This is a genomic window from Vibrio sp. KUL78 (assembly GCF_059725505.1).
Genome location: NZ_AP045837.1, coordinates 189538 through 213158 on the forward strand (window position 1 = coordinate 189538; position 23621 = coordinate 213158).

The window sequence follows — 23621 nt, forward strand, 5'->3', positions numbered from 1 at the left end:
GATGAAAGGACTATTACTTAATCTTCAAAGCTGGTGGCTGAGTATTAGCCAGCGTGAGCAGCGCTTAGTGATCGCTTGTTCGCTGGTCACCGTGCTCGGCATTATTTATTGGGGCATTCTGGCTCCCTTTGCACAGCGCACCGAGATGGCTCAGTCACGCATTCAGTCGGAGCGTCAACTGCTCAGTTGGGTGAAGCAAAAGGCAGATGATATCTCCCAGCAAAGACAAGCGGGTGGTGTCGTGGTATCAAAAGAGCCTCTCAACCGAGTGATTACCTCATCGACTAACCGCTTCAGTATTGAACTGATTCGTATGCAGCCTCGTAACGACCAGCTTCAGGTTTGGATTAAACCGATCCCATTCGAGTTTTTCGTCAACTGGCTGTTTTATTTGCAAGACAACCATGGTGTGACGGTTGAGATTCTAGATATCGATAAAGCAGATCAAAGCGGTGTCATAGAGGTAAACCGACTGCAATTTACGAGGGGTGGCTAAGTGATCAAGAAGGTCATCAAGTACGGTTTATTAGGTACCACCGTATTCGTAGCGAGTGCGATCTATCATCTTCCTGCCAGCATAGTATTGAGTTACGCCCCAATGCCGCGAGAGCTGGCGCTCGATGGTACAACAGGCACTATTTGGCAGGGCAGCGCACAAAATGTGCGAGTACAAAACTATTCTATTGGTGATGTGTCGTGGCAGTTCAGTTGGTCGAGTCTGATGACACTCTCTCCTGAATACGCTGTGCGTTTTGGTCGAGGCAGTGCTTTAGGTTTGTCTGGGCGCGGTAACTTAGGTGTCGGTCTGTCTGGGGCTTATTTAGAGAATGTCCTCGCGTCGATTCCGGCAGATACCGTCGTGCAATATGCGCCGGTGCCAGTCCCGATCAAAGCGGGTGGCCAGTTAGAGCTGGCGATTAAATCGCTAAACTACGCCTCACCCTGGTGTGCGAGCGGAGATGGTAGCTTATCGTGGAATGCTGGGTATATAGAATCACCGATTGGCAGTCTTGGTCTCGGTCCGACTATTGTTGATTTGTCATGTAGCGAGAGCGTGCTGTCGGCAAAAGGTAGTCAAAGCAGCAATCAAGTGTCGAGCGAGTTTTCAGCCAGTGTGACCCCCAATCGTCAGTATCAATCTGAGGCGTGGTTTAAACCTGAAGATGAGTTCCCAAACGGTATGCGTCAGCAGTTGAGCTGGCTAGGCAATCCAGATGGGCAGGGGCGTTACTCGTTTAACTATCAAGGCCGCTTCTAGTGTGCTGTGATAGAAGGTAGAACATTAAAAAAGGAGGCATAGCCTCCTTTTTTAATGTTCATTTAGCAACTGACGCTGCCTATTGTTGAATGAGAATCTGGTCCCAAGGTAAGTCTCGATCGCCTATCACGATAAAGTTTGGGTTCTCCAAGGTCTCTCTTTCATTGTAAGAGAGTGGTTGAAGTTCGGTATCGAGAATGGTGCCACCGGCTTCTTCGACGATGCACTGTGTAGCGGCAGTATCCCACTCACCCGTTGGTCCTAAGCGCAGATAGCAATCTACAGCGCCCTCTGCAACTAAGCAGGCTTTAAGGGCCGCGGAGCCGAGGGGAACCAAGTCATAATTCCATGCCGAGCTCATACGCTGAGTGATGCGGTTGATATTCTGGCGACGGCTTATTGCAATAGCGATAGATTGGTTGGGCAGTTCATGCTTGAGCACCTTAATACGCAAACTCTCACCCAGGCTTGGTATTTTCCACGCACCTTTGTCTTCATAAGCGTGATAGGTCACGCCTGATACCGGTGCGTATACCACGCCCATTATCGGCTTATTGTTGCTGACCAGAGCGATAATGGTGGCGAAATCGCCACTACGTGCGATGAACTCTTGTGTGCCATCAAGTGGGTCCACGAGCCAATACGTATCCCATTGAGAACGCTGCTCGAGGCTGATATCCGCGGCCTCTTCGGAAAGGACTGGGATGTCTGGTGTCAGGTTCGAGAGCTTTTCGACAATCAGCTTGTGCGCCGCTAAGTCAGCACTGGTTACCGGAGTGTCATCGTTTTTGGTGTAAGCCTCGTACTCTTTATTCTCATAGATATCGAGAATAAGCTGCCCGGCTTGACGTGCGATGTCGATGACATCAGGAAGATGGTGCGATAGATCTAAGTGTCTTGTTGTCACGTTACAACCCCAATTCTGACTTCATTCTTAGCATCAATAACAATGCGGTTATACTACGAGCCTCAGAGAAGTCGAGATGGGTGAGTAGCTCATCGGCTTGGGCTAACGGCCATTTCACGATTTCTAGAGGTTCGGGTTCATCACCCTCTAGCTGCTCAGGGAAGAGGTCCTGAGCAACGAATAGCGTCATGCGGCTCGAAAAATAAGAGGGAGCCAAAATGACCTCTTTGAGAGGGGTGAGTGTGTTGGCACCAAAGCCAATTTCTTCTTTCAGTTCACGAACTGCGGCTTGCTCTGGACTTTCGCCAAGGTCGATAAGCCCTTTCGGGAAGCCAAGCTCATAGCGCTCAGTACCCGCTGCATATTCACGAACCAATAAGATGTCACCATGCTCGGTAATAGGCACCATCATCACGGCGTTACGACCACTCGGTTTCATGCGCTCGTAGGTTCGTTTGGTGCCATTGGAAAACGCTAAGTCTAATGCCTCAATTTTGAATAGCCTAGATTCGGCAACGGTCTTTTGGGCTAAGATCTCAGGTCCTTTTTTTGGACGGCATGGGCTTTCTCCTTGGCTAGTACCATAACGAAGTCGTGTGAGCCTATGGTACGAATAGTCTGTTTGTCATTAATATATATAGGAAATAGTCGCGCGCCAAATGGAACGCTTAAAAAAAAAGAGCGCAAAGGATTACCTCGGCGCTCTGATTCAAATACTGGTTTGCAATTAGCGGTTGCAGCGATCAGTAATAGGAATGTTCGCCACGATCGTGCTCAGTCATGTCTCGTACAGCGGTTAGCTCGCCAGAGAACTCCTGAAGCAATTGCTTCTCGATGCCTTCTTTTAGCGTGACATCCACCATTGAACAGCCGTTACAACCACCACCGAACTGGACAATTGCGATGCCCTCATCGGTAATTTCCATCAAGCTTACGTGACCACCGTGACCAGCAAGTTGTGGGTTAACCTGTGTTTGGATAGCGTACTCAACACGCTCCATCAGTGGCGCATCATCAGAGACTTTGCGCATCTTCGCGTTTGGTGCTTTGAGAGTAAGTTGTGAGCCCATTTTATCCGTCACGAAATCGATCTCTGCGTCTTCTAAAAACGGTAGAGAGAGTTCGTCAACATAAGCAGATAGCGCTTCGTACTTGAATTCGGTGTCGTTAGACTCAACCGCTTCAGGTGGGCAGTATGACACGCCACACTCTGCGTTTTGAGTGCCTGGGTTAACGACAAAAACACGGATGTTCGTACCCTCTGGCTGTTGAGCCAGCAGTTTGGCGAAGTGACTTTGCGCACTTTCTGTAATAGTAATTGGATTTGACACGACGAATACCTGAGTAAGTTTGTAGGTTATTACCCCCATTCTACTCCTGTCACGAGTAGATGCCAAAAAATAATTTGCATATCCTATGCGCAATCTGGCTAACGAATCATCAGTGGGATGACTTTGGGGTGCGGCATAAACAGTAAATATCAATTTTTTCTACGCCTACTTCAAGTAATAATTCACTTAAATGACGAACCGTTGCACCGGTTGTGACCACATCATCAATTATTGCCACATGTTTCAAACTGGGTACTCGCTTAAGCGAAAATGCTCGGCGCACATTGTGGAGCCTTTCCTCTCGGTTAAGATCCTTCTGAACACGCGTTTGGCGGTGCTTGCGAAAGATGTGATGCGCACTTTCTGAGCCAGAGAACTGGTTAGCGATGTCGTTTGCCATCATTTCACTCAGATTAAATCCTCGTAAAAGCTCATGGTGAAACAGCATGGGTACAGATACCAGTAACGGGGCAGGGTGGTCTATTTTTTTACTCAGCATCCGCGTCAGCGGTCTAACCATGCTGGGCTGCTTATTATTTTTGATGCGCTTTATAAAGTGCGAAAGAGGATGCTGGTAGTCACCAAGGCATACCATTTTATCCCATGGCGGCGGTGTCTTTAGACATTCACCACAGATGCTTGCACTGCTCTCAAATGTGAGTCCGCATTGTTGGCATCGATGTTGATGAAAGTTAAACAAAGGCTGGCAGTGGTGACACCACAGGTTATGACCGAGAGAGCGTTCGATGGTGAGCCCACATAGATGACACAATTTGGGTAGTTGAGTGATAAATCGCATTGGTCTGAGTTGACGTGAAGGGGATTCTCTTTAGCATGGAGCAAATCGAAACAGAAAAAGAACCAAATGAGTAGGAGAGCGTGTGAGTGAAGTAGCAAAAGTCCATTGGCAGACTGAAGGAGAAGGACCGGATCTTGTGCTAGTGCATGGCTGGGGGATGAACGGTGCGGTTTGGTCAGCATGTAGCCGTGAACTGGTCAAACACTTTACGGTACATACGGTCGATCTTCCCGGTTATGGGCTCAGCCATCAAGTGTCTTATCAGTCGATGCAAGAACTTGTTAACCTGCTACTAGACGAAGCTCCCGAGCACGCTATTTGGTTGGGTTGGTCGCTAGGTGGTTTGATTGCTACCCATATCGCCCATTGTTACCCATCGAGAGTCAGCCAGTTGGTGACACTGGCGAGCTCGCCCAAGTTTTCTGAAGGAGAACAGTGGCGCGGTATCAAGAAAGACGTACTCAGCGCGTTCATGGCACAGCTTAGTAATGACTTCGAGCTCACGATCGAACGCTTTATGGCGCTTCAAGCCATGGGTAGCCCGAGCGCGCGTCAAGATATTAAGTTGCTCAAGCAAGCGGTACTCTCCAGACCTATGCCTTGCCCAAGCGCCCTTATGTTGGGGCTAGAGTGGTTAGATAACTTAGATTATCGCCCGCAGTTGTCGCAATTGTCGATGCCAGTCCATCGTTGGTATGGACGTTTGGATGGGCTGGTTCCGGTGCGAATTGTAAAGCAGTTAGATGCGCAAATGTCGACTCATCAGAGTCATATTTTTGCCCAGTCTTCTCACGCACCGTTTATCACTGAGACAGATGAGTTTGTCACAAGAGTCATTGGGTTACGCGTCTAAATTTGCATGTTTTTTACACAAATCGGTAAAGCTTGGAGCCGTTTTTCCGATAAAGTAATCAGAGGATTGAAAATCAATCCCGTTTAGTTGTTGAGGTTTTGGCGTTAATCACTCACAGCAGAGGAGAGTGACCGATGATAGTGTCGCCCAACAGTGTTAGTGCTCCAGTTATCGCTCCATCTGTGAATCCCCAGACGGAGCAAGCAGCGCGTGACAACAAGGTGCGAGAGCCGATAGTCCCTACGGTGGAATTGGCGCGCACCAATGCCGAGCGTCGCATCAACGAAGAGGAAAAACGGCGCAAGCGCACAGCTTGGGATCCCGCAGAGCATCCCGAGTATGACACCGAAGAAGACGTGTCTGACAACGAAGACCCCATAGAGCGCTTGTTTCATCTGCTATCACTAAATACCTATAGTGAGTCGCAAGGAAAAGGCTATGCGATGCGATTTCGCTTACCTCCTAAAATCATGCAGGCAGCGTTGATGGAAGGGAGAATGGCGAAGCGTCGTACCGTGATCCGATATCATTATGGGCACTCGGTTGCCCCAAACACACCGTCGGACATCATTGCCGTTGGATAGTGTTTAGCGGTGAGTGAGATAGCTTTTGATAAATACAAAAAGAGCACCTAGATAGGTGCTCTTTAGCGTTTTTAGTCTGCGTTATTAGCCAAAGCGTTATTTCTTGGCTTTGGCAAAGGCTGCTGCAAATGCACCGCCCATCGCACTGTTGCCTGGCTCTTGTCTTGGTGCGCGCTGACGCTGAGAGCCGCGGTTGTCGCGAGCGGTTTTACCTCCGCGAGCGGGACGGTTGTCCGCACCGGGTTCATCGGACAGACGCATGGATAGACCGATGCGCTTACGATTAGCGTCTACTTCCATCACTTTGACCTTAACGATATCGCCCGCTTTCACCACTTCACGTGGATCGGCAACAAACTTATCGGTAAGCGCTGAAATGTGAACCAGACCATCTTGGTGAACACCAATATCGACAAAGGCACCGAAATTCGCGACATTAGAAACCACGCCTTCCAGTACCATGCCCGGTTCGAGATCATTGATCGTGTTGACGCCTTCCGCGAAGGTTGCTGTTTTGAACTCTGGGCGCGGGTCACGGCCAGGCTTATCAAGCTCGCGGATGATGTCTGTGACCGTTGGCAAACCGAATGTATCATCTGTGTAATCAACCGCATTAACGGTTCGAAGAAATGCCGTATCACCAATGATCGACTTGAGCGCGCGACCTGTCTTTTCTGCCATCGTTTTAACCACAGGGTACGCTTCTGGGTGCACCGATGAAGCATCAAGCGGGTTCTTGCCATCCATAATACGTAGGAAACCAGCACACTGCTCGAAGGCCTTTGGACCAAGACGTGCGACTTTCTTAAGAGTGGTACGTGCTTCGAAGCGACCGTTCTCATCACGGTAGTCGACAATGTTCTGAGCAAGCGTCGAAGACAAACCCGCCACACGCGTTAGTAGGGCGGCTGAAGCGGTATTCACATCCACGCCAACGGCGTTTACACAGTCCTCGACGACCGCATCAAGGCGTTTCGCCAGCATAGTTTGGCTGACGTCGTGCTGATATTGACCGACACCAATCGATTTAGGATCAATCTTCACAAGCTCTGCCAGTGGGTCTTGTAGGCGTCTTGCGATAGACACGGCGCCGCGCAGTGACACGTCCATATTCGGGAACTCTTTTGCTGCGAGCTCTGACGCTGAATACACGGAGGCACCCGCTTCGCTAACAATGATCTTTTGCACGCTGAGGTTACCGCGCTTGATGACTTCAGCGGCAAAGCTGTCAGTCTCGCGAGAAGCTGTACCGTTACCGATGGCGATCAAGTCTACGTTGAAGCGACGTACTAGCTGCTCCACGACGTGTACCGCTTTGTCGTACTGTTTTTGCGGGGCGTGCGGGTAGATAGTATCGGTTGCGAGAACTTTACCTGTGGCATCCACAACGGCCACTTTACAGCCGGTGCGCAAACCTGGGTCGAGGCCTAAGGTGGCTTTTGGACCTGCTGGTGCCGCCATCAATAGATCTTTCAGGTTAGTGGCGAATACCGTGATGGCATCGACTTCAGCACGCTCTTTTAGTGCGCCCATCAGTTCGGTTTCCATGTGCATCGATACCTTGATGCGCCATGCCCAGCTAATCACTTGCTTGCGCCATGCATCGGCAGGCGCCTGACTTAGATGAATACCATAATGCTCAGCGATCAGGGTTTCGCAGTATGACTCGCGAGCTCCCTCTTCGTTTGCAGGATCAGCGTTAACGGAAAGCTGTAAATAGCCCTCGTTACGACCGCGCAGCATGGCGAGTGCTCGGTGTGAGGGAACCTTGCTCATTGGCTCATCATGTTCAAAGTAGTCTTTGAACTTCTCGCCTTCGTTTTCTTTTCCAGATACCACACGAGCGCGCAGCTCTGCATGTCGGTTGAGGTACTGACGGACCTTCTCTAGTAGGTCGGCATCTTCGGCAATGCGCTCCATGACGATGGCACGAGCACCATCCAGCGCAGCTTTACTGTCCGCTATCCCTTTCTCTGCATCGATGTAGTTAGACGCAGTGCTCTCTGGCTCATTGTTTGGCTCAGTCCAGAGCAGATCCGCGAGTGGCTCCAGGCCCGCTTCTATCGCAATCTGACCTTTGGTGCGGCGCTTTGGTTTGTAGGGTAGATAGAGATCTTCTAGGCGAGTTTTGTTGTCAGCGCTTTCAATATCCGCACGCAATTCGTCGGTCAGTTTGCCTTGATCGTCGATGGATTTAAGAATCGTCTGACGGCGATCGTCAAGTTCACGTAGATAGCTTAGGCGAGAGTCGAGGGTACGTAGTTGGGTGTCATCAAGACCTCCCGTGACCTCTTTTCGATAGCGAGCGATAAATGGGACGGTGTTGCCGTCATCAATCAGGGTAACAGCGGCTTCAACTTGCTTATGGCTGACATTCAGCTCTTTAGCAATCAGTTGACAGATAGCTTGGCTCATCCGTGTATTCTCTTGTGGTTGTGTTGGGGAGTGCTTTTGTACTCCTTGATATCCATAGGATATAGGGGCGTGAGCGCCGATTTGCAATTACTGGGTTATTTTTATGTTTCACTAGAAGGTGAAATTTAGCGAGGGTTTGCTAATTTATTGATAATCACGTGGATATTCCGTTGGTTTTCTGTAAAGTTTAAAGGAGTCGGTAAACGATGTGAGTCGACCGTTGTCTTAGGGACTCATGCTTATTCAGAGTCAGTCGATGAATGGATGTATTAAAATGAAAACTACAGCAACTAAGTTGGCGTTAATTCTTGCCACAATGACAAGCGGGTGGGCTATGGCTGCACCAGATCTCTCTACCACACAGGCGCCAGTTTTATCTATTGAAGATAAAATCGTCCTCGGGCGCGTTGAAAGTGTTTACTACCAAGATATTGAAGCGCTAAAAGGCATTCCATTTGTCGGTAAAATCGACACGGGTGCAGATACTACATCGATGCACGCTGAAAACATCAAAGTCATCAGTAATAACCCTAAATACCAAGGGCTTAGTGGTGAAAAGCTGATGCAGACTATCGTGGATGAGTACGGAGGCTCAGCGAGTGACTGGTGGCTTGAAGAGTTTGATAACGATGAGCGTAACTTCCAAGGTGTTGTGACGTTCACGCTTAGACACCCTTACACCGGTGAAAAGATTGAAATGGAGCGCCCTTTAACGCGCACCAGTGTGATTCGTAGCCGCACGAGCTCAACTCCTATCTATCGTCCGGTTATCACCCTGCCAATGACCATCGCTGGCAAAACCGTCGAAACTGAGGTCAATCTGACTGACCGTAGCGGATTCAGTGCGCCAATTCTGATTGGTAAAACCTTCTTGGCTAACAACGCTTGGGTAATGGCGGGTTATGACTACTTACAAGAGCAAAAAGACGCGCAAGTGATTGGTCGCCGCGAGTCTGGCTCTATTGATGATGTGCCAGTTGACGTCAGTATCTCGCTGAAAAATAACTACAGTATCCTCAATGCGCAAAATATTGAGATCGACAAGAAAACTAACACAGTCAGCTTCGAACTCGTCGGCAAAGAAGCGGCGCAAAAGCGCGTGACCTATCCACTGGTGAAGATGCTTTCGGTCTCGGGCAATGAATATCCGATGATCTTTGTACCTTTCAAGGGGGGGGAAGATTTTGAGGGTACGATTCAGGTCTATTTGAAAGATCGCTCTAAGCAGAGTACGCAGCTGCGTTTGGGCTTGAATACCCTCAACAAGAATTTTGTGGTTGATACCGGCGCTAAAGGCAAACTTGAGAAGAAAAAGCAAAGCTTCGCTCAACGTATGAAAGATAAGCCGCTGGTGGTCTCTCCAACTGAGAGTTTGATTCTAGATGGTTACCAGCTTAATGCGGAGCCGTCGTTTGCGGTCAGTACACCACTACTCAAAGTCAGCAGCTTTGAGATCATTGAAGCTAAAGGGCGAGACAAAGTGGAGTATTACCTGTCGAGTGACCTGGGTAATGAAGAAAAGATCCGCAAAACCATTCTACGTCGCATCAAGGTAGGCGATACGGTAAGACCTGTGGTTGATGGTGAGTTTATCGTCGGCGATCGCGATGTGACCGTCGAGTTTGCTTTGGAGGCGCTCGACAGTGATGAGGGTGATGAGCCATATTTCATCATTGGTAAAAAAGCGACGAAAGGCGGCGTTTTAGTCAATTCACGTAGTGAAAACCTGCTTGATGCCTACCCGGTGTTTACTGCGGGTCACATCGAGAACGCCACTGTTGAGGGGTTAACCTTTCCAGTTAAACTTGATACCGGTGCGGATGTCAGCTCAATGAACGCGACGAATATTAAGCAATTCGAAAAAGACGGCAAGAAGATGGTTACCTTTACCTACACCAACGATATGGACATGAAGCAAGAGTTTACCCGTGAGGTGGTCGATGTCATGCGCATTCGAGCGAAAGCGGGTGAGAAAGCGAATGTTCGCCCTGTGGTGAATATGCGCGTGAAGCTAGGTGATGTTGAGAAAACCATTCGTGTCAATCTGCAAGACCGCTCTCGCTTTCACTACAGCATGATCTTAGGTAAGAATTTCCTTAAGTATGGTGTGGTAGTAAGCAGTGATGAGAACTTTCTGCTCGGCAATGAGATTGGTAGTCACTAACTCTCACTGATGAAAAAAGTGTCACTGATAAAAAAATGGCTGCGAAGTTCGCAGCCATTTTTGTTTGAGCATTATTTGATTAAGCGGGCTTAAGACTCTTTTTTGTCTTTCGTGTCTTGCTCTTGTTTTGCTTCTTCAGACTCGTCCGAGGCGATTGTTGACTCTGGCTTCTCTATCGGCGCTTCTTCGTCATCATCGTCAGAGTTATCTACGATGCTGTGCTTTTCTTTCCAGTTTTCCCAGCGCTGATAAGCCAACTCTTGCATGTCGGTGGTTTTGTCCGCCTCATCGACAATCTCTTGCCCTAATAAGTGCTCGAAGATGTCTTCCAGAGTGATGATGCCTTGAATGGTACCGTACTCGTCGACAATCATGGCAATCTGAAGACGTGCCGCCATCATCTGTTCAAACGCTTTCGGCAACATGATGGTGTTAAACAACACCTGGATTGGGCGCATCACCGATCCTAGTTGCTTCTCACCGCTGCCTTGCTGTTGAAGCTTAAACAGCTCTAAGCGGTGTACAAAGCCGAGAATGTTGTCTTTCTGCTGGCTATACACCAATGGGCGTGAGAACGGCGTATCTTTGTGCTCAGTCAAAAACTCATTGATGGTCATCTCAGCGGGTACGCGGAAAACTACCGGACGAGGCGTCATTACCTGAGTCACTGGAATGTCTTGAATGTTGAGGATGTTATTCAAGATGTTCGACTCACCCTCAGCAAACTCACCACTCTCTTTTGCTAGCATGGCCATCGCTGATAGCTCATCACGCATCTTCGGCGTTTCATGACCACGCGCTAGGCGTTTAGTGATTTGCTCCGAGAACCATACGAATGGCGTCAATGCCCATACCATCCAACGCAGCACAGTTGCTGACACTGGCGCTAATTGGCGCCAGTAGGTCGCACCAATGGTTTTAGGGACAATTTCTGACAACACCAAGATACCCAAGGTAAGTACGGCAGAGAACACACCTAGCCATTGGCTACCGAAAACCTTCGCCGCTTGAGCACCAGCACTCGCTGCACCAATAGTATGGGCGATGGTGTTTAGGGTCAGGATTGACGCCAGCGGACGATCAAGCTCTGCTTTTAGCTTGGACAGTTTTTCTGCCGCAGGGTGGCCCTGTTGTCTTAGCTGAGCGAGATAGCTTGGGGTAATACTCAGTAGTACCGCCTCCAATACCGAACAGATAAACGACACACCAATGGCGACAGCGATATAAACCGATAAGAGAAACATTCATTTCCTAGTAAGTGCACACATCAACCTAACTTTGCTGCAAATGAGCCTGTGCATTGTTGGTGAGTGCTTAAAAACAGTAGCGACAGACCGATTTATCAGGCTTATCGGTTGAGCCGCAGAGCATTTATGGGACTTTATGCAATAATTTACAAGGTTTCAAACTCAATCTTTGGGTAACAAATTGTGAGTTAATGCTCATAAAACGGTTAAATCTACGTCATAAGCGACAAAGAACGGCTACAAACCTTTGCCAGATGGGGGCTTTATGATTTAGAGTGGGCTTTAACTCGATAACATGAAGAAGGGAAACCTAATGAACAAGACCCAATTAATCGACTTTATCGCTGAAAAAGCTGACCTATCAAAAGCACAAGCTAAAGCAGCGCTAGAAGCGACGCTTTCAGGCGTATCTGAAGCGCTAACTGAAGGTGACCAAGTTCAACTAATTGGTTTTGGTACGTTCAAAGTAAACCACCGTGCAGCTCGTACTGGTCGTAACCCAAAGACTGGTGATGAGATCCAAATCGCTGCAGCGAACGTTCCAGCATTCGTAGCTGGTAAAGCGCTAAAAGACGCAGTTAAATAATTTCTACAGCACCGACGCCCAGCGTCGGTGCTGTTCTCTCCACTTCCTTTCTGTGATGGATTGTTAAGCGTGTTGAGCCCCAGCGCGATTACCCATCTGTCTCCTCACTAAAGAGCTACAATTGACTGAACGCGATTCGCTATTTACTGTCTTACTTCTGTAGGAGAGTCATTTTCCATATCTTGCGTTCACACGAGGTGTCTAACAAATTATGAAAAAAACACTGTTGGTTTCACTTCTCGCGGCCACCTTGATTGGCTGTTCCTCAACACCATCGCCTAGTCTCAATCAATTCTCGAACTATACGGGCGGGCAAACCCTTGGTGATGCGACGAGTTTCTATTGGTACACCGAAAAGCTGACGCGTCCATACAGTGCTGCTGATTACGTCAATATGAACGACTATGGTTGGTATCAATCCAACTATCGCTGGGAAGGCGATACATTGCGTGAGTTCGTGCGCGAAGGGGTGCAGAACGAGATAGAGACAGGTGAGGTGACGTACCGTATTCACGTGCGTTTCAATAAAGATGGTGAAGCTATCTATCAGCAGTATCGCCGCAACGGTAAGGTCTTACCGGTCAAGAAAGCTCAGCTTGAGAACTATCAAAGAGAAGCCTCACTGCTCGTTGAGCGTGTGAAAGAGCAAGACAGTGATGGTCTAGAGCTCGTTCAAGGGCATTGGGATGGTGAAACTCTAGAAACCTGCAATGGCATCGAGTTTAGCGATATCAAGTTTGAGGAGAGCTTACCGAATTTTGTGGTCAAGCGCTTAGCTGAGGTTGAAAGCTATGTGGCTTTTCTGGGAAGCACGCGACTAACAGGCGCTAGAGTAGAGCAACTGCTGATGCTCGCCGAGGGCTCAAAAGACTGTATTCCGAAGCCAGAATTAATCTAACGAGTGTTGAACAAAAAAAGGGTGCCAATCGGCACCCTTTTCAATATGAGCTAGACTCGGTTACTTTTGCTCGCGAGCAATTGCACGGTAACCGATGTCGTTGCGGTGGAACATGCCGTCCCAGCTAATCTTCTTAGTCAGCTCATACGCGCGTGCTTGCGCTTCAGAGACTGTGTTGCCTAGTGCTGTCGCACATAGTACGCGACCACCGTTAGTCACAACATTGCCGTCTTTGTCAGCCGTACCAGCGTGGAATACCTTCTCGCCTTCCACTTCTGTAGTCGGTAGACCAGAGATAACATCACCCTTGTTGTAAGACGCTGGGTAGCCACCAGCCGCTAGAACGATACCGATAGAAGCACGTGGGTCCCACTTAGACTCAACTTGGTCTAGCTTCTTGTCGATCGCAGCTTGGCAAAGCTCAACCATGTCTGATTGCATACGCATCATGATAGGTTGTGTTTCTGGGTCACCAAAGCGGCAATTGTATTCGATAACTTTAGGCGTGCCGTCTTTGTCGATCATCAGGCCTGCATATAGGAAACCTGTGTATGGGTTGCCTTCAGATGCCATACCGCGAACCGTTGGATAGATAACCTCTTCCATGATGCGGTTGTGGATTTCTTGAGTCACAACTGGAGCAGGAGAGTAAGCGCCCATGCCGCCAGTGTTAGGACCTGTGTCCTTATCACCAACACGTTTGTGGTCTTGGCTGGTAGCCATTGGCAATACGTTTTCGCCATCAACCATCACGATGAAGCTTGCTTCTTCGCCGTCTAGGAACTCTTCGATAACCACGCGGCTACCTGCGTCGCCAAATGCGTTGCCAGCCAGCATGTCTTTGATTGCGTCTTCCGCTTCTTCTAGTGTCATCGCAACGATCACACCTTTACCAGCCGCAAGGCCGTCAGCCTTAACCACGATCGGAGCGCCTTGCTCGCGAACGTAAGCCAGCGCAGGCTCAATTTCAGTAAAGTTCGCGTAAGCGCCAGTTGGGATAGCGTGACGAGCTAGGAAGTCTTTGGTGAACGCTTTAGAGCCTTCAAGCTGAGCAGCAGCTTGAGTTGGGCCAAAGATCGCAAGACCCGCTTCTTGGAATGCATCAACCACACCGATCACAAGCGGTGCTTCAGGACCTACAATCGTTAGCTCGATGCTTTTCTCTTTTGCAAACGCCACCAGACCTTGAATGTCCTCAACGTCAATCGCAACGTTTTCTAGCTTAGGTTCAAGCGCAGTACCTGCGTTACCAGGTGCGACGAAAACCGTTTCAACATTTGGATTCTGAGCCACTTTCCAACCCAGAGCGTGCTCACGACCACCAGCACCAATAATTAGAACGTTCATAATATATCCTTTGATTTTGCTCCTCCCCTTAATAAGGGGAGACTGGGAGGGGTAAATCGCGGTCTCGCAAACTGACCCCCTCTAACTCCCCCTTGGCAAGGGGGAGAACCAAAAACGAATTAGTGACGGAAGTGGCGCATGCCTGTAAAGATCATCGCCATGCCATGCTCGTCAGCCGCTGCGATAACTTCGTCATCACGCATAGAGCCACCTGGTTGGATAACGCACTTGATGCCAGCTTCTGCAGCAGCGTCAATGCCATCACGGAACGGGAAGAACGCATCTGATGCCATTACGCAGCCTTCAACCTGTAGACCTTCGTCAGCCGCCTTGATGCCAGCAATTTTCGCTGAGTACACGCGGCTCATTTGACCAGCACCTACACCGATAGTCATATCGCCTTTCGAGTAAACGATCGCGTTTGATTTCACATACTTAGCTACTTTCCAGCAGAATAGTGCGTCTTTCAGCTCTTCTTCTGTAGGCTGGCGCTTAGAAACCACTTTAAGGTCATCAAGCGATACCATGCCTTGGTCACGGTCTTGAACCAGAAGACCACCGTTAACGCGCTTAACGTCAAAGCCAGTCGTCTTAGTTGTCCACTCGCCACACTCTAGTAGGCGAACGTTCTTCTTAGCCGCAACCACTTCTACTGCTTCAGCTGAAACAGAAGGTGCGATGATGACTTCAACGAATTGACGCTCAACAATCGCTTTCGCTGTTCCTGCATCTAGCTCTTGGTTGAATGCGATGATGCCGCCAAACGCTGACGTTGGGTCAGTTTTGTAAGCGCGGTCATACGCTTCAAGGATGTCTTTACCTAGTGCAACACCACATGGATTGGCGTGCTTAACGATAACGCAAGCAGGTTCGGCAAACTCTTTCACACACTCAAGTGCTGCATCAGTGTCAGCGATGTTGTTGTAAGACAGAGCTTTACCCTGGATCTGGCGAGCAGTCGATACTGACGCTTCTTCTGGGTTTGCTTCTACGTAGAATGCCGCATCTTGGTGGCTGTTCTCACCGTAGCGCATGTCTTGTTTCTTCACGAACTGCTGGTTAAACGTGCGTGGGAATTTAGACTCCTCGTCACCTTCTTTGTTCTCACCGTAAGATGGAACCATAGTGCCGAAGTAATTTGCGATCATGCCGTCGTAAGATGCAGTGTGTTCAAACGCTGCAATAGCTAGGTCGAAACGCGTCTCTAGTGTAAGAGATTTGTCGTTTGCGTCCATTTCAGCAATAACGCGGTCGTAGTCGTGTGCGTTTACAACGATAGTCACGTCTTTGTGGTTTTTCGCTGCAGAGCGAACCATAGTTGGACCACCGATATCGATGTTTTCTACTGCGTCTTCTAATGTGCAGCCTTCTTTTGCTACCGTTGCAGCAAATGGGTATAGGTTAACCACAACCATATCGATTGGGTTGATGCCGTGAGTTGCCATCACTTCGTCGTCTTGACCGCGACGACCTAGCACACCACCGTGTACTTTCGGGTGTAGCGTCTTAACACGACCATCCATCATCTCTGGGAAGCCAGTGTAGTCAGATACTTCAGTTACCGCGATACCTTGCTCAGCAAGTAGGCGAGCAGTACCACCAGTAGAAAGGATATCAACACCGCGTTGTGCTAGTGCTTGTGCGAATTCAACGATACCAGTTTTGTCAGATACGCTGATTAAAGCGCGGCGAATTGGACGAGCGTTACTCATGCTTCTGTTTCCTCAAAGTCACAGATTGTGTTGCTGTGTACAGGGCAAACGATTGGTTTGGCCTGCGGATTTAAAGATAGTTGCCAAACAGGACGAGGTCTTTCATGATTGAGGCGACCCAGTCGTCTGTTGGGTAAATACCCTTGGAATTTTTCCACCGGGGTGGCGATGGCGCGTATTCTAACCAATCTATTACAAAAAAGCTCGCGCAATCGTTTGGCATAGGCAAAAAAAGTGCAAAAAAGCCTATTAAAGAACACTTTTGTAACAAAGAGGTTAATTTAAACGGTTATGTTTCAAATAGGTGAGTTAGCAAAACGCTGCAAAGTCACTACGGATACGTTGCGTTTTTACGAGAAAAACCAACTTATTGAGCCAGCAGGGCGCAGCGAATCGGGGTATCGTCTCTACAATGAGCAGAGTCAGCAACAGGTGAGCTTTATCCTCAAGGCGAAATCCTTAGGGCTGAGCCTAGATGAGATTAAAGAGCTGCTTGGCATCAAGCTTGAAGCCACTGAGCATAGCTGTGCGGAGGTTAAGTCTATCACTAGCGCTAAGCTGGCAACGATTGATGACAAAATTGCCGAGCTAACACGGATTCGCGAAGCGCTGAAAAAAATCAATGATGCCTGCTGCGGGCATGAACACGATGCGAGCCACTGCTCGATACTAGCAGCCTTGGAGTCCAGCAAAGACTAAGAGGAGCCTGAGCGACTCCTCTCAATTTTATTCCCGCTGTTTAAGATACTTTGAATGCGCCAATGCCTTGGCTAAGCGTGTGACCATTTTCCATCAACTGCTCGCTAGCTTTCGCCAGATTCTGAGCTTCTTTCGCTGATTGACTGCCGTGGTCGGCAATTTGCGTCACGTTCTGACTGATCTCATCGGTCGCTAGAGTCTGCTGAGCGCTTGCCTCCGCGATTTGCTCATTGAGTGACACAATCTCATTGACCTGCGCATCAATCTCATCCAATGCGAGTTTGGCATTCGCAACCTCAGATAAGGTTTCAACTGATTGCTGCTGAGTGTGAATCATCGATTGGCTGACTTCTGCCGCTTGGCTTTGAAGCTTCTGGATGATCTGTTCAATTTCGTCGGTGCTGCTTTGAGTGCGGGTGGCTAAGGTTCTCACCTCGTCTGCTACCACGGCAAATCCACGTCCTTGTTCACCGGCGCGAGCAGCTTCGATTGCGGCGTTCAAAGCAAGTAGATTGGTTTGCTCTGCCACTCCACGAATAACCTCTAGCACTGAGCTGACTTCTTGCGTGTCGTTGGCGAGGATCTGAATGCTGCTATCCGTGGTGGTTAGTAGCTCAGATAGCGATTGCATGTGCTGCGTCGCGAGTTCAATCACGCGACTGCCTTGCTGGCCTTGTTCACTCGCCATCTTAGCGGCACTCGCAGCTTGCTGCGCTGAATGAGCGACCTCTTGGTTACTGGCGTGCAACTGGTTCATGGCCGAGGCGACAGTATCGACGGCTTGTTGCTGCTGCTCAGACTGGGCAGCGCCATTTTGGGCGACTTGATTCAATGACACGGCGGCTTGAGTGATGTTCTCGGTGACTGGCTTAATCTCTTTAATCGTGTTCTCTAGCTTATGAGTAAAGCGGTTAAACGCGGATGCGATTTGGCTGAGCTCGTCGGTCCCTGTTTCTGGAAGGGTTCTGGATAGATCGCCATCACCGCTGGCAATGTCGTTCAATGCGTCGCGTGTGTCACGGCAAGGTTGAACGATGCTGCGACCAATCAGGTAAGCAAGCACAAGCATCACAGCGAGGGCTACGACCACACTCATCAACACTTTCTTGGTGGCCTGCCAGGTCAATGCTTCGACGTCATCGACATAGACACCAGAGCCGATAACCCAGCCCCATGGCTTAAACAGCTTAATATAGGACACTTTCTCTACCGGCGCGTCTGAGCCCGGTTTGGGCCACATGTAGTTTACAAGCCCTGATTGCTGCTGTTTCGCGAGATTCACCATGTCAACAAACAGTCTTTTGCCATTTGGATCGGCAACTTGGCTGAGATCCTGACCATTGAGCGCAGGTTTCATGGGGTGCATAACCATCGACGGTTGGAGATCGTTGATCCAAAAATAGTCGTTAGCATCATAGCGAAGGCTTTGAACCGCCTTTGACGCTTCAGACTGGGCTTGCTCTAGCGTCAGTTGGCCAGAGCTATATTGTTGGTGATAGTGCTCCACGAGGGTGTAGGCAGTTTGAACTAAGTGTTGGGTCTTACTTTGCTTGTTTTCCATTAGTGAGTTCTGATAGTCCATCAGTGCCAACACCAATGGCACAAACAGGGTAGCAGAAACCAGTGCGATAAGCACAAACAAGCGGTGTTGAATAGAGGTATTGCGCAGCAACGGGGTAGTCATCTTAAGAACTCCTTTTCTTAAAAGGGCAGATATTACCTAGCGTTTATTAAAGGTTTTATATTGTTGTTATAACAATACCTTACGCCATGCTGTTCACGGACTCTATTCCACTATCGTCTAATTTTACGTCAGATCACAAAGTTGCTAGGTGCAATATGAAGTCAGTTGGGTGGCTGAAAGTGTTTGAATGCTGGGAGGGAGAATAAGAAAAGGGCCTGAAGTGTACTTCAGGCCCTTTAATATCAAATACGTTCGCAAAAGGCGAATTAGTTCATGCCGTATTTCTTAAGCTTCTTACGAAGAGTACCGCGGTTGATACCCATCATAGTTGCTGCGCGAGTTTGGTTACCGCGAGTGTACTGCATGATGGTGTCTAGTAGCGGCTGTTCAACTTCCGCTAGAACTAGTTCATACAATTCAGTGACGTCTTGACCATTTAATTGAGCAAGGTAGTTCTTTAGAGACGCTTTTACAGAGTCACGTAGTGGCTTCTGAGTGATTTGGTCTGAAGATGTTACTGTAGTAACTGTCAATGGTTCTGAAGTCAAATTTTGTTCGAACATAATCGGTTTAGCTCTTCTCGTAATTATGATGCAACGTTGTCAAAATAACCTTGCAATGCGTCGAGCTGTTCATTAGCAGCATCAATCGCGTTGAAGGTACGGCGGAACTCACCCGCCTGCTCATGTTCTTTTAGGTACCAGCCAACATGCTTACGCGCGATGCGTGGACCTAAGAATTCACCATAAAACTGGTGAAGTGCTTGAACATGACCAAGCAAGATATCCTGCACGTCCGAAGTCGGGCGCTCAGGCATCAGTGTGCCGTTTTCCAAATAGTGTTGGATTTCCTCGAAAATCCATGGCCGTCCTTGGGCCGGACGTCCAATCATCAAAGCGTCTGCACCGGTGTAATCCAGTACATATTTCGCTTTCTCTGGGCTATCGATATCACCGTTAGCGATAACCGGTATAGAGACAGCTTCTTTTACCGCTTTGATGCTGTCGTATTCTGCCTCGCCTTTGTACATGCAGGTACGCGTTCGACCATGAAGGGCGAGCGCCTGTATGCCGCAGTCTTCGGCTAGTTTTGCAATTTGGACACAGTTTTTGTTGTCTGTATCCCAACCTGTACGGGTTTTTAATGTCACAGGGACATCGACGGCATCGACTACGGTACGTAGGATATCTTCGATGATATCTGGGTACTTAAGCAGTGCTGAACCCGCCAGCTTTTTATTCACTTTCTTAGCAGGGCAGCCCATATTGATGTCGATGATTTGCGCACCGTTTTCAACACTGAACTGTGCCGCTTCCGCCATAAGCGTTGGATCGGCTCCTGCAATTTGCACCGAACGAATACCTGATTCGCCCTCGTGCACCATGCGCTGCTGTGACTTGGCTGTTTTCCACAGTTTTGGGTTAGACGACATCATTTCACTGACGGCCATACCCGCACCGTAACGAAGGCACAACTCACGGAACGGCCTATCAGTAACACCCGCCATAGGTGCGACAATCAGGTTGTTCTTAAGTTGGTATTGTCCGATTTTCAAAACAGCGCCACAGGTTTACACAAGCAAGGGCGCGCATTTTACGCATTTTTTCGGTGCGTGAAAAGACTAATATTTGAGCATTTACAATTTGTTTCTGCAAATTGTCGCATTTTCAGGCGCTTAGTCTTAAAACTATTCTTTTTAGAGCAAAAATCGCGGTATTTTAGCCCCCTAAAACACCGCGATTTAAACGAGAATGGTTATTTTTTGCCCGAGATACGACACCACTCGTTGAGCTCAACGATAGGGTCAATGCTCATCTCATCGCGATAGTAGTTGGCGACATCTTCAGCTTGAGTATCCAAAACGCCAGACATAGCGAGCTCACCACCTGGTTTTACTAGACCTTTAATGATGCCGGAAAGGTCACGTAAAGGACCGGCAAGGATGTTCGCCACCACGACGTCGGCAATCAGACCTTCTGGTTGGTCTTGAGGTAGGAAAAGTTCTAGTTGATCGGCAACGCCATTGCGCTGTGCGTTGTCTTTCGACGCAATAAGTGCTTGAGGATCAATATCGATCCCGATCACTTTCGCTGCGCCAAGTTTGATCGCGGCAATGGCTAGGATCCCGGAACCACAACCAAAGTCGATAACTGTCTTACCAGCAAGATCTAATGACTCTAGCCACTCAAGACATAGAGCCGTGGTTGGGTGTGTACCGGTACCGAATGCAAGACCCGGGTCAAGCATTACATTCACCGCATCAGGCTCTGGAACATCACGCCAGCTAGGGCAGATCCATAGGCGCTCACCAAATTTCATTGGGTGGAAGTTTTCCATCCACTCACGTTCCCAGTCCTTGTCTTCTAGCTGCTCGACCTTGTGAGCAAAGCCTTCCGGTAACATATTGCTGCCTTTAATTGTCTCAACCACCCACTGAGTGTCTGCTTCGGCGTCGTATAGCGCAACGATATCGGTATCGCCCCATAAACGCGTCTCACCAGGCAACGGCTCAAATACAGGCGTATCATGCGCATCGAGGAAAGTGACAGACAATGCGCCCGTTTCTTCCATCAGCATATCGCCGATTTGCTCTGCATTTTCATTGGTCGCGTTGAGTTTAATTTGAATCCAAGGCATAAGTTGGGTCCTAACAAGGTGAATTTTGCGCAGAGTGTAGCAGATTCACTGACGCTCGGCATAAAAAAACCCGCCGTGGCGGGTTTTTATCAATAGAGAAGTGACTAGCTCATGCCAAGCTTCTTCTCTAGGTAATGAATGTTGGCACCGCCGTGTTGGAAGTTTTCATCATTCATGATTGATTCTTGTAGAGGAATGTTGGTCTTGATGCCTTCAATGAACATCTCACCCAGTGCATTCTTCATACGAGCAATCGCTACATCGCGGTTCTCACCGAACGTGATCAGCTTACCGATCATTGAATCGTAATGCGGTGGTACTGTGTAGCCCGTGTAGATGTGCGATTCCCAACGAACGCCCATACCGCCCGGCGCGTGGAAGCGTTCGATGGTACCTGGACATGGAAGGAAGCGCTCAGGGTCTTCTGCGTTGATACGACATTCGATCGCATGGCCACGCAGCTTGATGTCATCCTGAGTGAATGACAGTGGTTGACCTGCTGCAACGCGAAGCTGCTCTTTGATTAGGTCAACGCCAGTCACCATTTCTGTTACTGGGTGCTCTACCTGAATACGCGTGTTCATTTCGATGAAGTAGAACTCGCCGTTTTCGTATAGGAACTCAAACGTACCTGCGCCGCGGTAACCTATTTCGATACATGCACGTGTACAGCGTTCACCGATGTACTTACGCATCTCTTCAGTGATGCCTGGTGCTGGTGCTTCTTCAACGACCTTTTGGTGACGACGCTGCATTGAACAGTCACGTTCGCCAAGGTGGATAGCGCCGCCTTGACCGTCTGCGATAACCTGAACTTCAACGTGACGAGGGTTTTCTAGGAATTTCTCCATGTAAACGATGTCGTTGTTGAAGGCAGCTTTTGCTTCTGCACGTGTCATGGCAATGGATTCAACCAACTCGGCTTCACTGCGAACGACACGCATACCGCGACCGCCACCGCCACCAGAGGCTTTGATGATCACTGGGTAGCCAATGCGCTTAGCGTGCGCTTTGTTTTTCGCTTCGTCATCGTCCAGTGGGCCGTCAGAGCCAGGTACACATGGTACGCCCGCTTTTTTCATTGCTGTGATAGCTGATACTTTATCACCCATCATGCGAATCGTGTCTGCTTTAGGGCCGATGAAGATGAATCCAGAGCGCTCAACTTGCTCAGCAAAGTCAGCGTTTTCAGACAAGAAACCGTAACCCGGGTGGATCGCCACAGCGCCTGTTACTTCAGCGGCTGAAATGATGCGTGGGATGTTTAAGTAGCTGTCGATACCACGTGCTGGACCAATACAAATGGCTTCATCAGCAAGTAGTACGTGCTTTAGGTCGCGGTCCGCTGTTGAGTGAACAGCCACCGTCTTGATACCTAGCTCTTTACAAGCGCGCAAAATACGAAGTGCAATCTCACCTCGGTTTGCGATAACGACTTTATCTAACATAGTCAAAGCCCCGCTTATTCGATGATAACTAGCGGTTGATCGAATTCTACAGCTTGACCATCTTCTACTAGGATTGCAGTGATAACGCCTGACTTGTCTGCTTCAATCTGGTTCATCATCTTCATTGCTTCAACGATACAGATAGTGTCGCCAGCGCTAACAGATTGACCAACTTCAACAAATGGTTTTGCATCTGGGCTTGGCGCACGGTAGAAGCTACCAACCATTGGAGAAAGAACCTGGTGACCAGCTGGTGCTGCAGGTGCTGCTTGTTCAGCTGCAACTGGTGCCGCGGCTGGAGCTGCTGCCGGCGCTGCTACTGGAGCAGGTGCTGCTGCGTATTGAATTGGTGCTGGAGCTGCAGCAGGACCGCTGCGGCTGATGCGTACTGACTCTTCACCTTCTGAGATCTCTAGCTCAGCGATGCCAGACTCTTCAACCAGTTCAATTAGCTTTTTGATTTTACGAATATCCATGTTTCTTTCTCTTTGTCTTGTGAGTAAGACGGCTTTACATTAAGCCGTAGAGTATTTGGTTATTTTGCTTTTAGCGCCTTAATGGCGGCTGAAAGCGCAAATTCATAGCCTTGTGAACCCAATCCGCAAATCACACCTTGTGCCACATCGGACAGATAAGAGTGATGACGGAATGGTTCTCGGGCATGAACGTTTGATAAGTGCACTTCGATAAACGGAATTGAGACTCCTAGTAATGCATCACGCAGTGCAACACTGGTATGGGTGAACGCCGCAGGGTTAATGATAATAAAATCGGTATTCCCAAATGCTGCGTGTATCGCCTCAATGAGCTCATATTCACGGTTAGATTGAAGGTGGGACAACTCGATATCTGCCTGAGCAGCCTGCTTTTCTAGGTTATCAACAATTTGTGAGAGTGTTTCACTGCCGTAATGTCCCGGTTCTCTTACTCCTAAAAGATTAAGATTTGGGCCATTTAAAACTAGAATTCGAGACTTTGCTGTCATATTGTCGCCATCTTCGGTTAACGTGAAATAAACGGGGTTTATCCCAAGTTTACATAAAAATAGGAGC

Annotated in this window: 23 protein-coding genes; 8 read left to right on the top strand and 15 right to left on the bottom strand. The window is 48.8% G+C overall.

Translation table 11 applies throughout. From position 1 onward, the window contains the following. Window position 1: 1 nt before the first annotated feature. Both AC6I8Y_RS00915 and AC6I8Y_RS00920 read left to right on the top strand, forming a co-directional pair. Window positions 2-496: a type II secretion system protein M gene (locus tag AC6I8Y_RS00915; protein ID WP_128648810.1), complete on the top strand. Its 495-nt coding sequence runs from the start codon at window positions 2-4 to the stop codon at window positions 494-496. A gap of 3 nt (window positions 497-499) precedes the next feature. Next, window positions 500-1258: a type II secretion system protein N gene (locus AC6I8Y_RS00920; protein ID WP_498021412.1), complete on the top strand. Its 759-nt coding sequence runs from the start codon at window positions 500-502 to the stop codon at window positions 1256-1258. Window positions 1259-1337: 79 nt separating this feature from the next. Here AC6I8Y_RS00920 and cysQ read toward each other — a convergent pair whose 3' ends face one another. From cysQ to AC6I8Y_RS00940, 4 genes are all read right to left on the bottom strand, one after another. Then, a complete protein-coding gene (gene cysQ, locus AC6I8Y_RS00925; protein WP_498020645.1) occupies window positions 1338-2165 on the bottom strand; it encodes a 3'(2'),5'-bisphosphate nucleotidase CysQ in 828 nt (275 codons plus the stop codon). 1 nt (window position 2166) lies between these two features. Further along, window positions 2167-2700, bottom strand: coding sequence for an ADP compounds hydrolase NudE (gene nudE / locus AC6I8Y_RS00930; RefSeq protein ID WP_498021413.1), 534 nt, complete (start codon window positions 2698-2700; stop codon window positions 2167-2169). 208 nt (window positions 2701-2908) lie between these two features. After that, the gene (nfuA, locus tag AC6I8Y_RS00935) at window positions 2909-3535 is read right to left on the bottom strand and encodes a Fe-S biogenesis protein NfuA (protein ID WP_156111134.1); all 627 of its coding nucleotides are present in this window, start codon (window positions 3533-3535) and stop codon (window positions 2909-2911) included. A gap of 70 nt (window positions 3536-3605) precedes the next feature. Further along, entirely contained in the window at window positions 3606-4016 is a 411-nt protein-coding gene (locus AC6I8Y_RS00940) for a ComF family protein (RefSeq protein ID WP_394153984.1), read from the bottom strand. Window positions 4017-4377: 361 nt separating this feature from the next. Here AC6I8Y_RS00940 and bioH point away from each other — a divergent pair, with 361 nt between their 5' ends. Both bioH and AC6I8Y_RS00950 read left to right on the top strand, forming a co-directional pair. Then, window positions 4378-5148, top strand: a complete 771-nt coding sequence (gene bioH / locus AC6I8Y_RS00945; RefSeq protein ID WP_394153986.1) for a pimeloyl-ACP methyl ester esterase BioH — start codon at window positions 4378-4380, stop codon at window positions 5146-5148. A gap of 134 nt (window positions 5149-5282) precedes the next feature. After that, window positions 5283-5732, top strand: a complete 450-nt coding sequence (locus tag AC6I8Y_RS00950) for an ATP-dependent Lon protease (protein ID WP_234494722.1) — start codon at window positions 5283-5285, stop codon at window positions 5730-5732. 96 nt (window positions 5733-5828) lie between these two features. On the opposite strand, the gene AC6I8Y_RS00955 is transcribed toward AC6I8Y_RS00950, so the two are convergent. Then, window positions 5829-8147: a Tex family protein gene (locus AC6I8Y_RS00955; RefSeq protein WP_498020646.1), complete on the bottom strand. Its 2319-nt coding sequence runs from the start codon at window positions 8145-8147 to the stop codon at window positions 5829-5831. A gap of 274 nt (window positions 8148-8421) precedes the next feature. Between AC6I8Y_RS00955 and AC6I8Y_RS00960 the strand changes: the two genes are divergently transcribed. Continuing rightward, entirely contained in the window at window positions 8422-10311 is a 1890-nt protein-coding gene (locus tag AC6I8Y_RS00960) for an ATP-dependent zinc protease family protein (RefSeq protein WP_498020647.1), read from the top strand. Window positions 10312-10400: 89 nt separating this feature from the next. On the opposite strand, the gene AC6I8Y_RS00965 is transcribed toward AC6I8Y_RS00960, so the two are convergent. After that, the gene (locus tag AC6I8Y_RS00965) at window positions 10401-11555 is read right to left on the bottom strand and encodes a CNNM domain-containing protein (protein ID WP_394153993.1); all 1155 of its coding nucleotides are present in this window, start codon (window positions 11553-11555) and stop codon (window positions 10401-10403) included. A 316-nt stretch (window positions 11556-11871) separates the two neighbouring features. Here AC6I8Y_RS00965 and hupA point away from each other — a divergent pair, with 316 nt between their 5' ends. Next, window positions 11872-12144: a nucleoid-associated protein HU-alpha gene (hupA, locus tag AC6I8Y_RS00970; RefSeq protein ID WP_042478600.1), complete on the top strand. Its 273-nt coding sequence runs from the start codon at window positions 11872-11874 to the stop codon at window positions 12142-12144. A 211-nt stretch (window positions 12145-12355) separates the two neighbouring features. Next, window positions 12356-13042, top strand: coding sequence for a DUF1481 domain-containing protein (locus AC6I8Y_RS00975; RefSeq protein WP_042478602.1), 687 nt, complete (start codon window positions 12356-12358; stop codon window positions 13040-13042). A gap of 60 nt (window positions 13043-13102) precedes the next feature. Here AC6I8Y_RS00975 and purD read toward each other — a convergent pair whose 3' ends face one another. Beyond that, on the bottom strand, window positions 13103-14389 hold the full coding sequence (gene purD / locus AC6I8Y_RS00980; protein ID WP_394153996.1) for a phosphoribosylamine--glycine ligase: 1287 nt from the start codon (window positions 14387-14389) through the stop codon (window positions 13103-13105). Between the two features lie 119 nt (window positions 14390-14508). Further along, window positions 14509-16101, bottom strand: coding sequence for a bifunctional phosphoribosylaminoimidazolecarboxamide formyltransferase/IMP cyclohydrolase (purH, locus tag AC6I8Y_RS00985; RefSeq protein WP_498020648.1), 1593 nt, complete (start codon window positions 16099-16101; stop codon window positions 14509-14511). 291 nt (window positions 16102-16392) lie between these two features. Between purH and zntR the strand changes: the two genes are divergently transcribed. Then, window positions 16393-16800, top strand: a complete 408-nt coding sequence (zntR, locus tag AC6I8Y_RS00990) for a Zn(2+)-responsive transcriptional regulator (protein ID WP_498020649.1) — start codon at window positions 16393-16395, stop codon at window positions 16798-16800. A gap of 40 nt (window positions 16801-16840) precedes the next feature. Here zntR and AC6I8Y_RS00995 read toward each other — a convergent pair whose 3' ends face one another. From AC6I8Y_RS00995 to aroQ, 7 genes are all read right to left on the bottom strand, one after another. Next, window positions 16841-18484 (bottom strand): methyl-accepting chemotaxis protein, encoded by a 1644-nt coding sequence (locus tag AC6I8Y_RS00995; RefSeq protein WP_498020650.1) that lies wholly within the window; start codon window positions 18482-18484, stop codon window positions 16841-16843. A 266-nt stretch (window positions 18485-18750) separates the two neighbouring features. Beyond that, entirely contained in the window at window positions 18751-19047 is a 297-nt protein-coding gene (fis, locus tag AC6I8Y_RS01000; protein ID WP_042478607.1) for a DNA-binding transcriptional regulator Fis, read from the bottom strand. 23 nt (window positions 19048-19070) lie between these two features. Beyond that, window positions 19071-20039: a tRNA dihydrouridine synthase DusB gene (gene dusB / locus AC6I8Y_RS01005; protein ID WP_394154001.1), complete on the bottom strand. Its 969-nt coding sequence runs from the start codon at window positions 20037-20039 to the stop codon at window positions 19071-19073. Window positions 20040-20239: 200 nt separating this feature from the next. After that, complete coding sequence (gene prmA, locus AC6I8Y_RS01010) at window positions 20240-21121, bottom strand: 50S ribosomal protein L11 methyltransferase (RefSeq protein ID WP_234494710.1); 882 nt, start codon at window positions 21119-21121, stop codon at window positions 20240-20242. A 104-nt stretch (window positions 21122-21225) separates the two neighbouring features. After that, window positions 21226-22569 carry an acetyl-CoA carboxylase biotin carboxylase subunit gene (accC, locus tag AC6I8Y_RS01015; protein ID WP_234494709.1) on the bottom strand — a complete coding sequence of 448 codons (1344 nt, stop codon included), beginning with the start codon at window positions 22567-22569 and terminating at the stop codon, window positions 21226-21228. Window positions 22570-22583: 14 nt separating this feature from the next. Continuing rightward, window positions 22584-23045, bottom strand: a complete 462-nt coding sequence (accB, locus tag AC6I8Y_RS01020; RefSeq protein WP_498020651.1) for an acetyl-CoA carboxylase biotin carboxyl carrier protein — start codon at window positions 23043-23045, stop codon at window positions 22584-22586. Between the two features lie 59 nt (window positions 23046-23104). Continuing rightward, window positions 23105-23554 (bottom strand): type II 3-dehydroquinate dehydratase, encoded by a 450-nt coding sequence (gene aroQ / locus AC6I8Y_RS01025; RefSeq protein ID WP_042478614.1) that lies wholly within the window; start codon window positions 23552-23554, stop codon window positions 23105-23107. Window positions 23555-23621 lie beyond the last annotated feature (67 nt).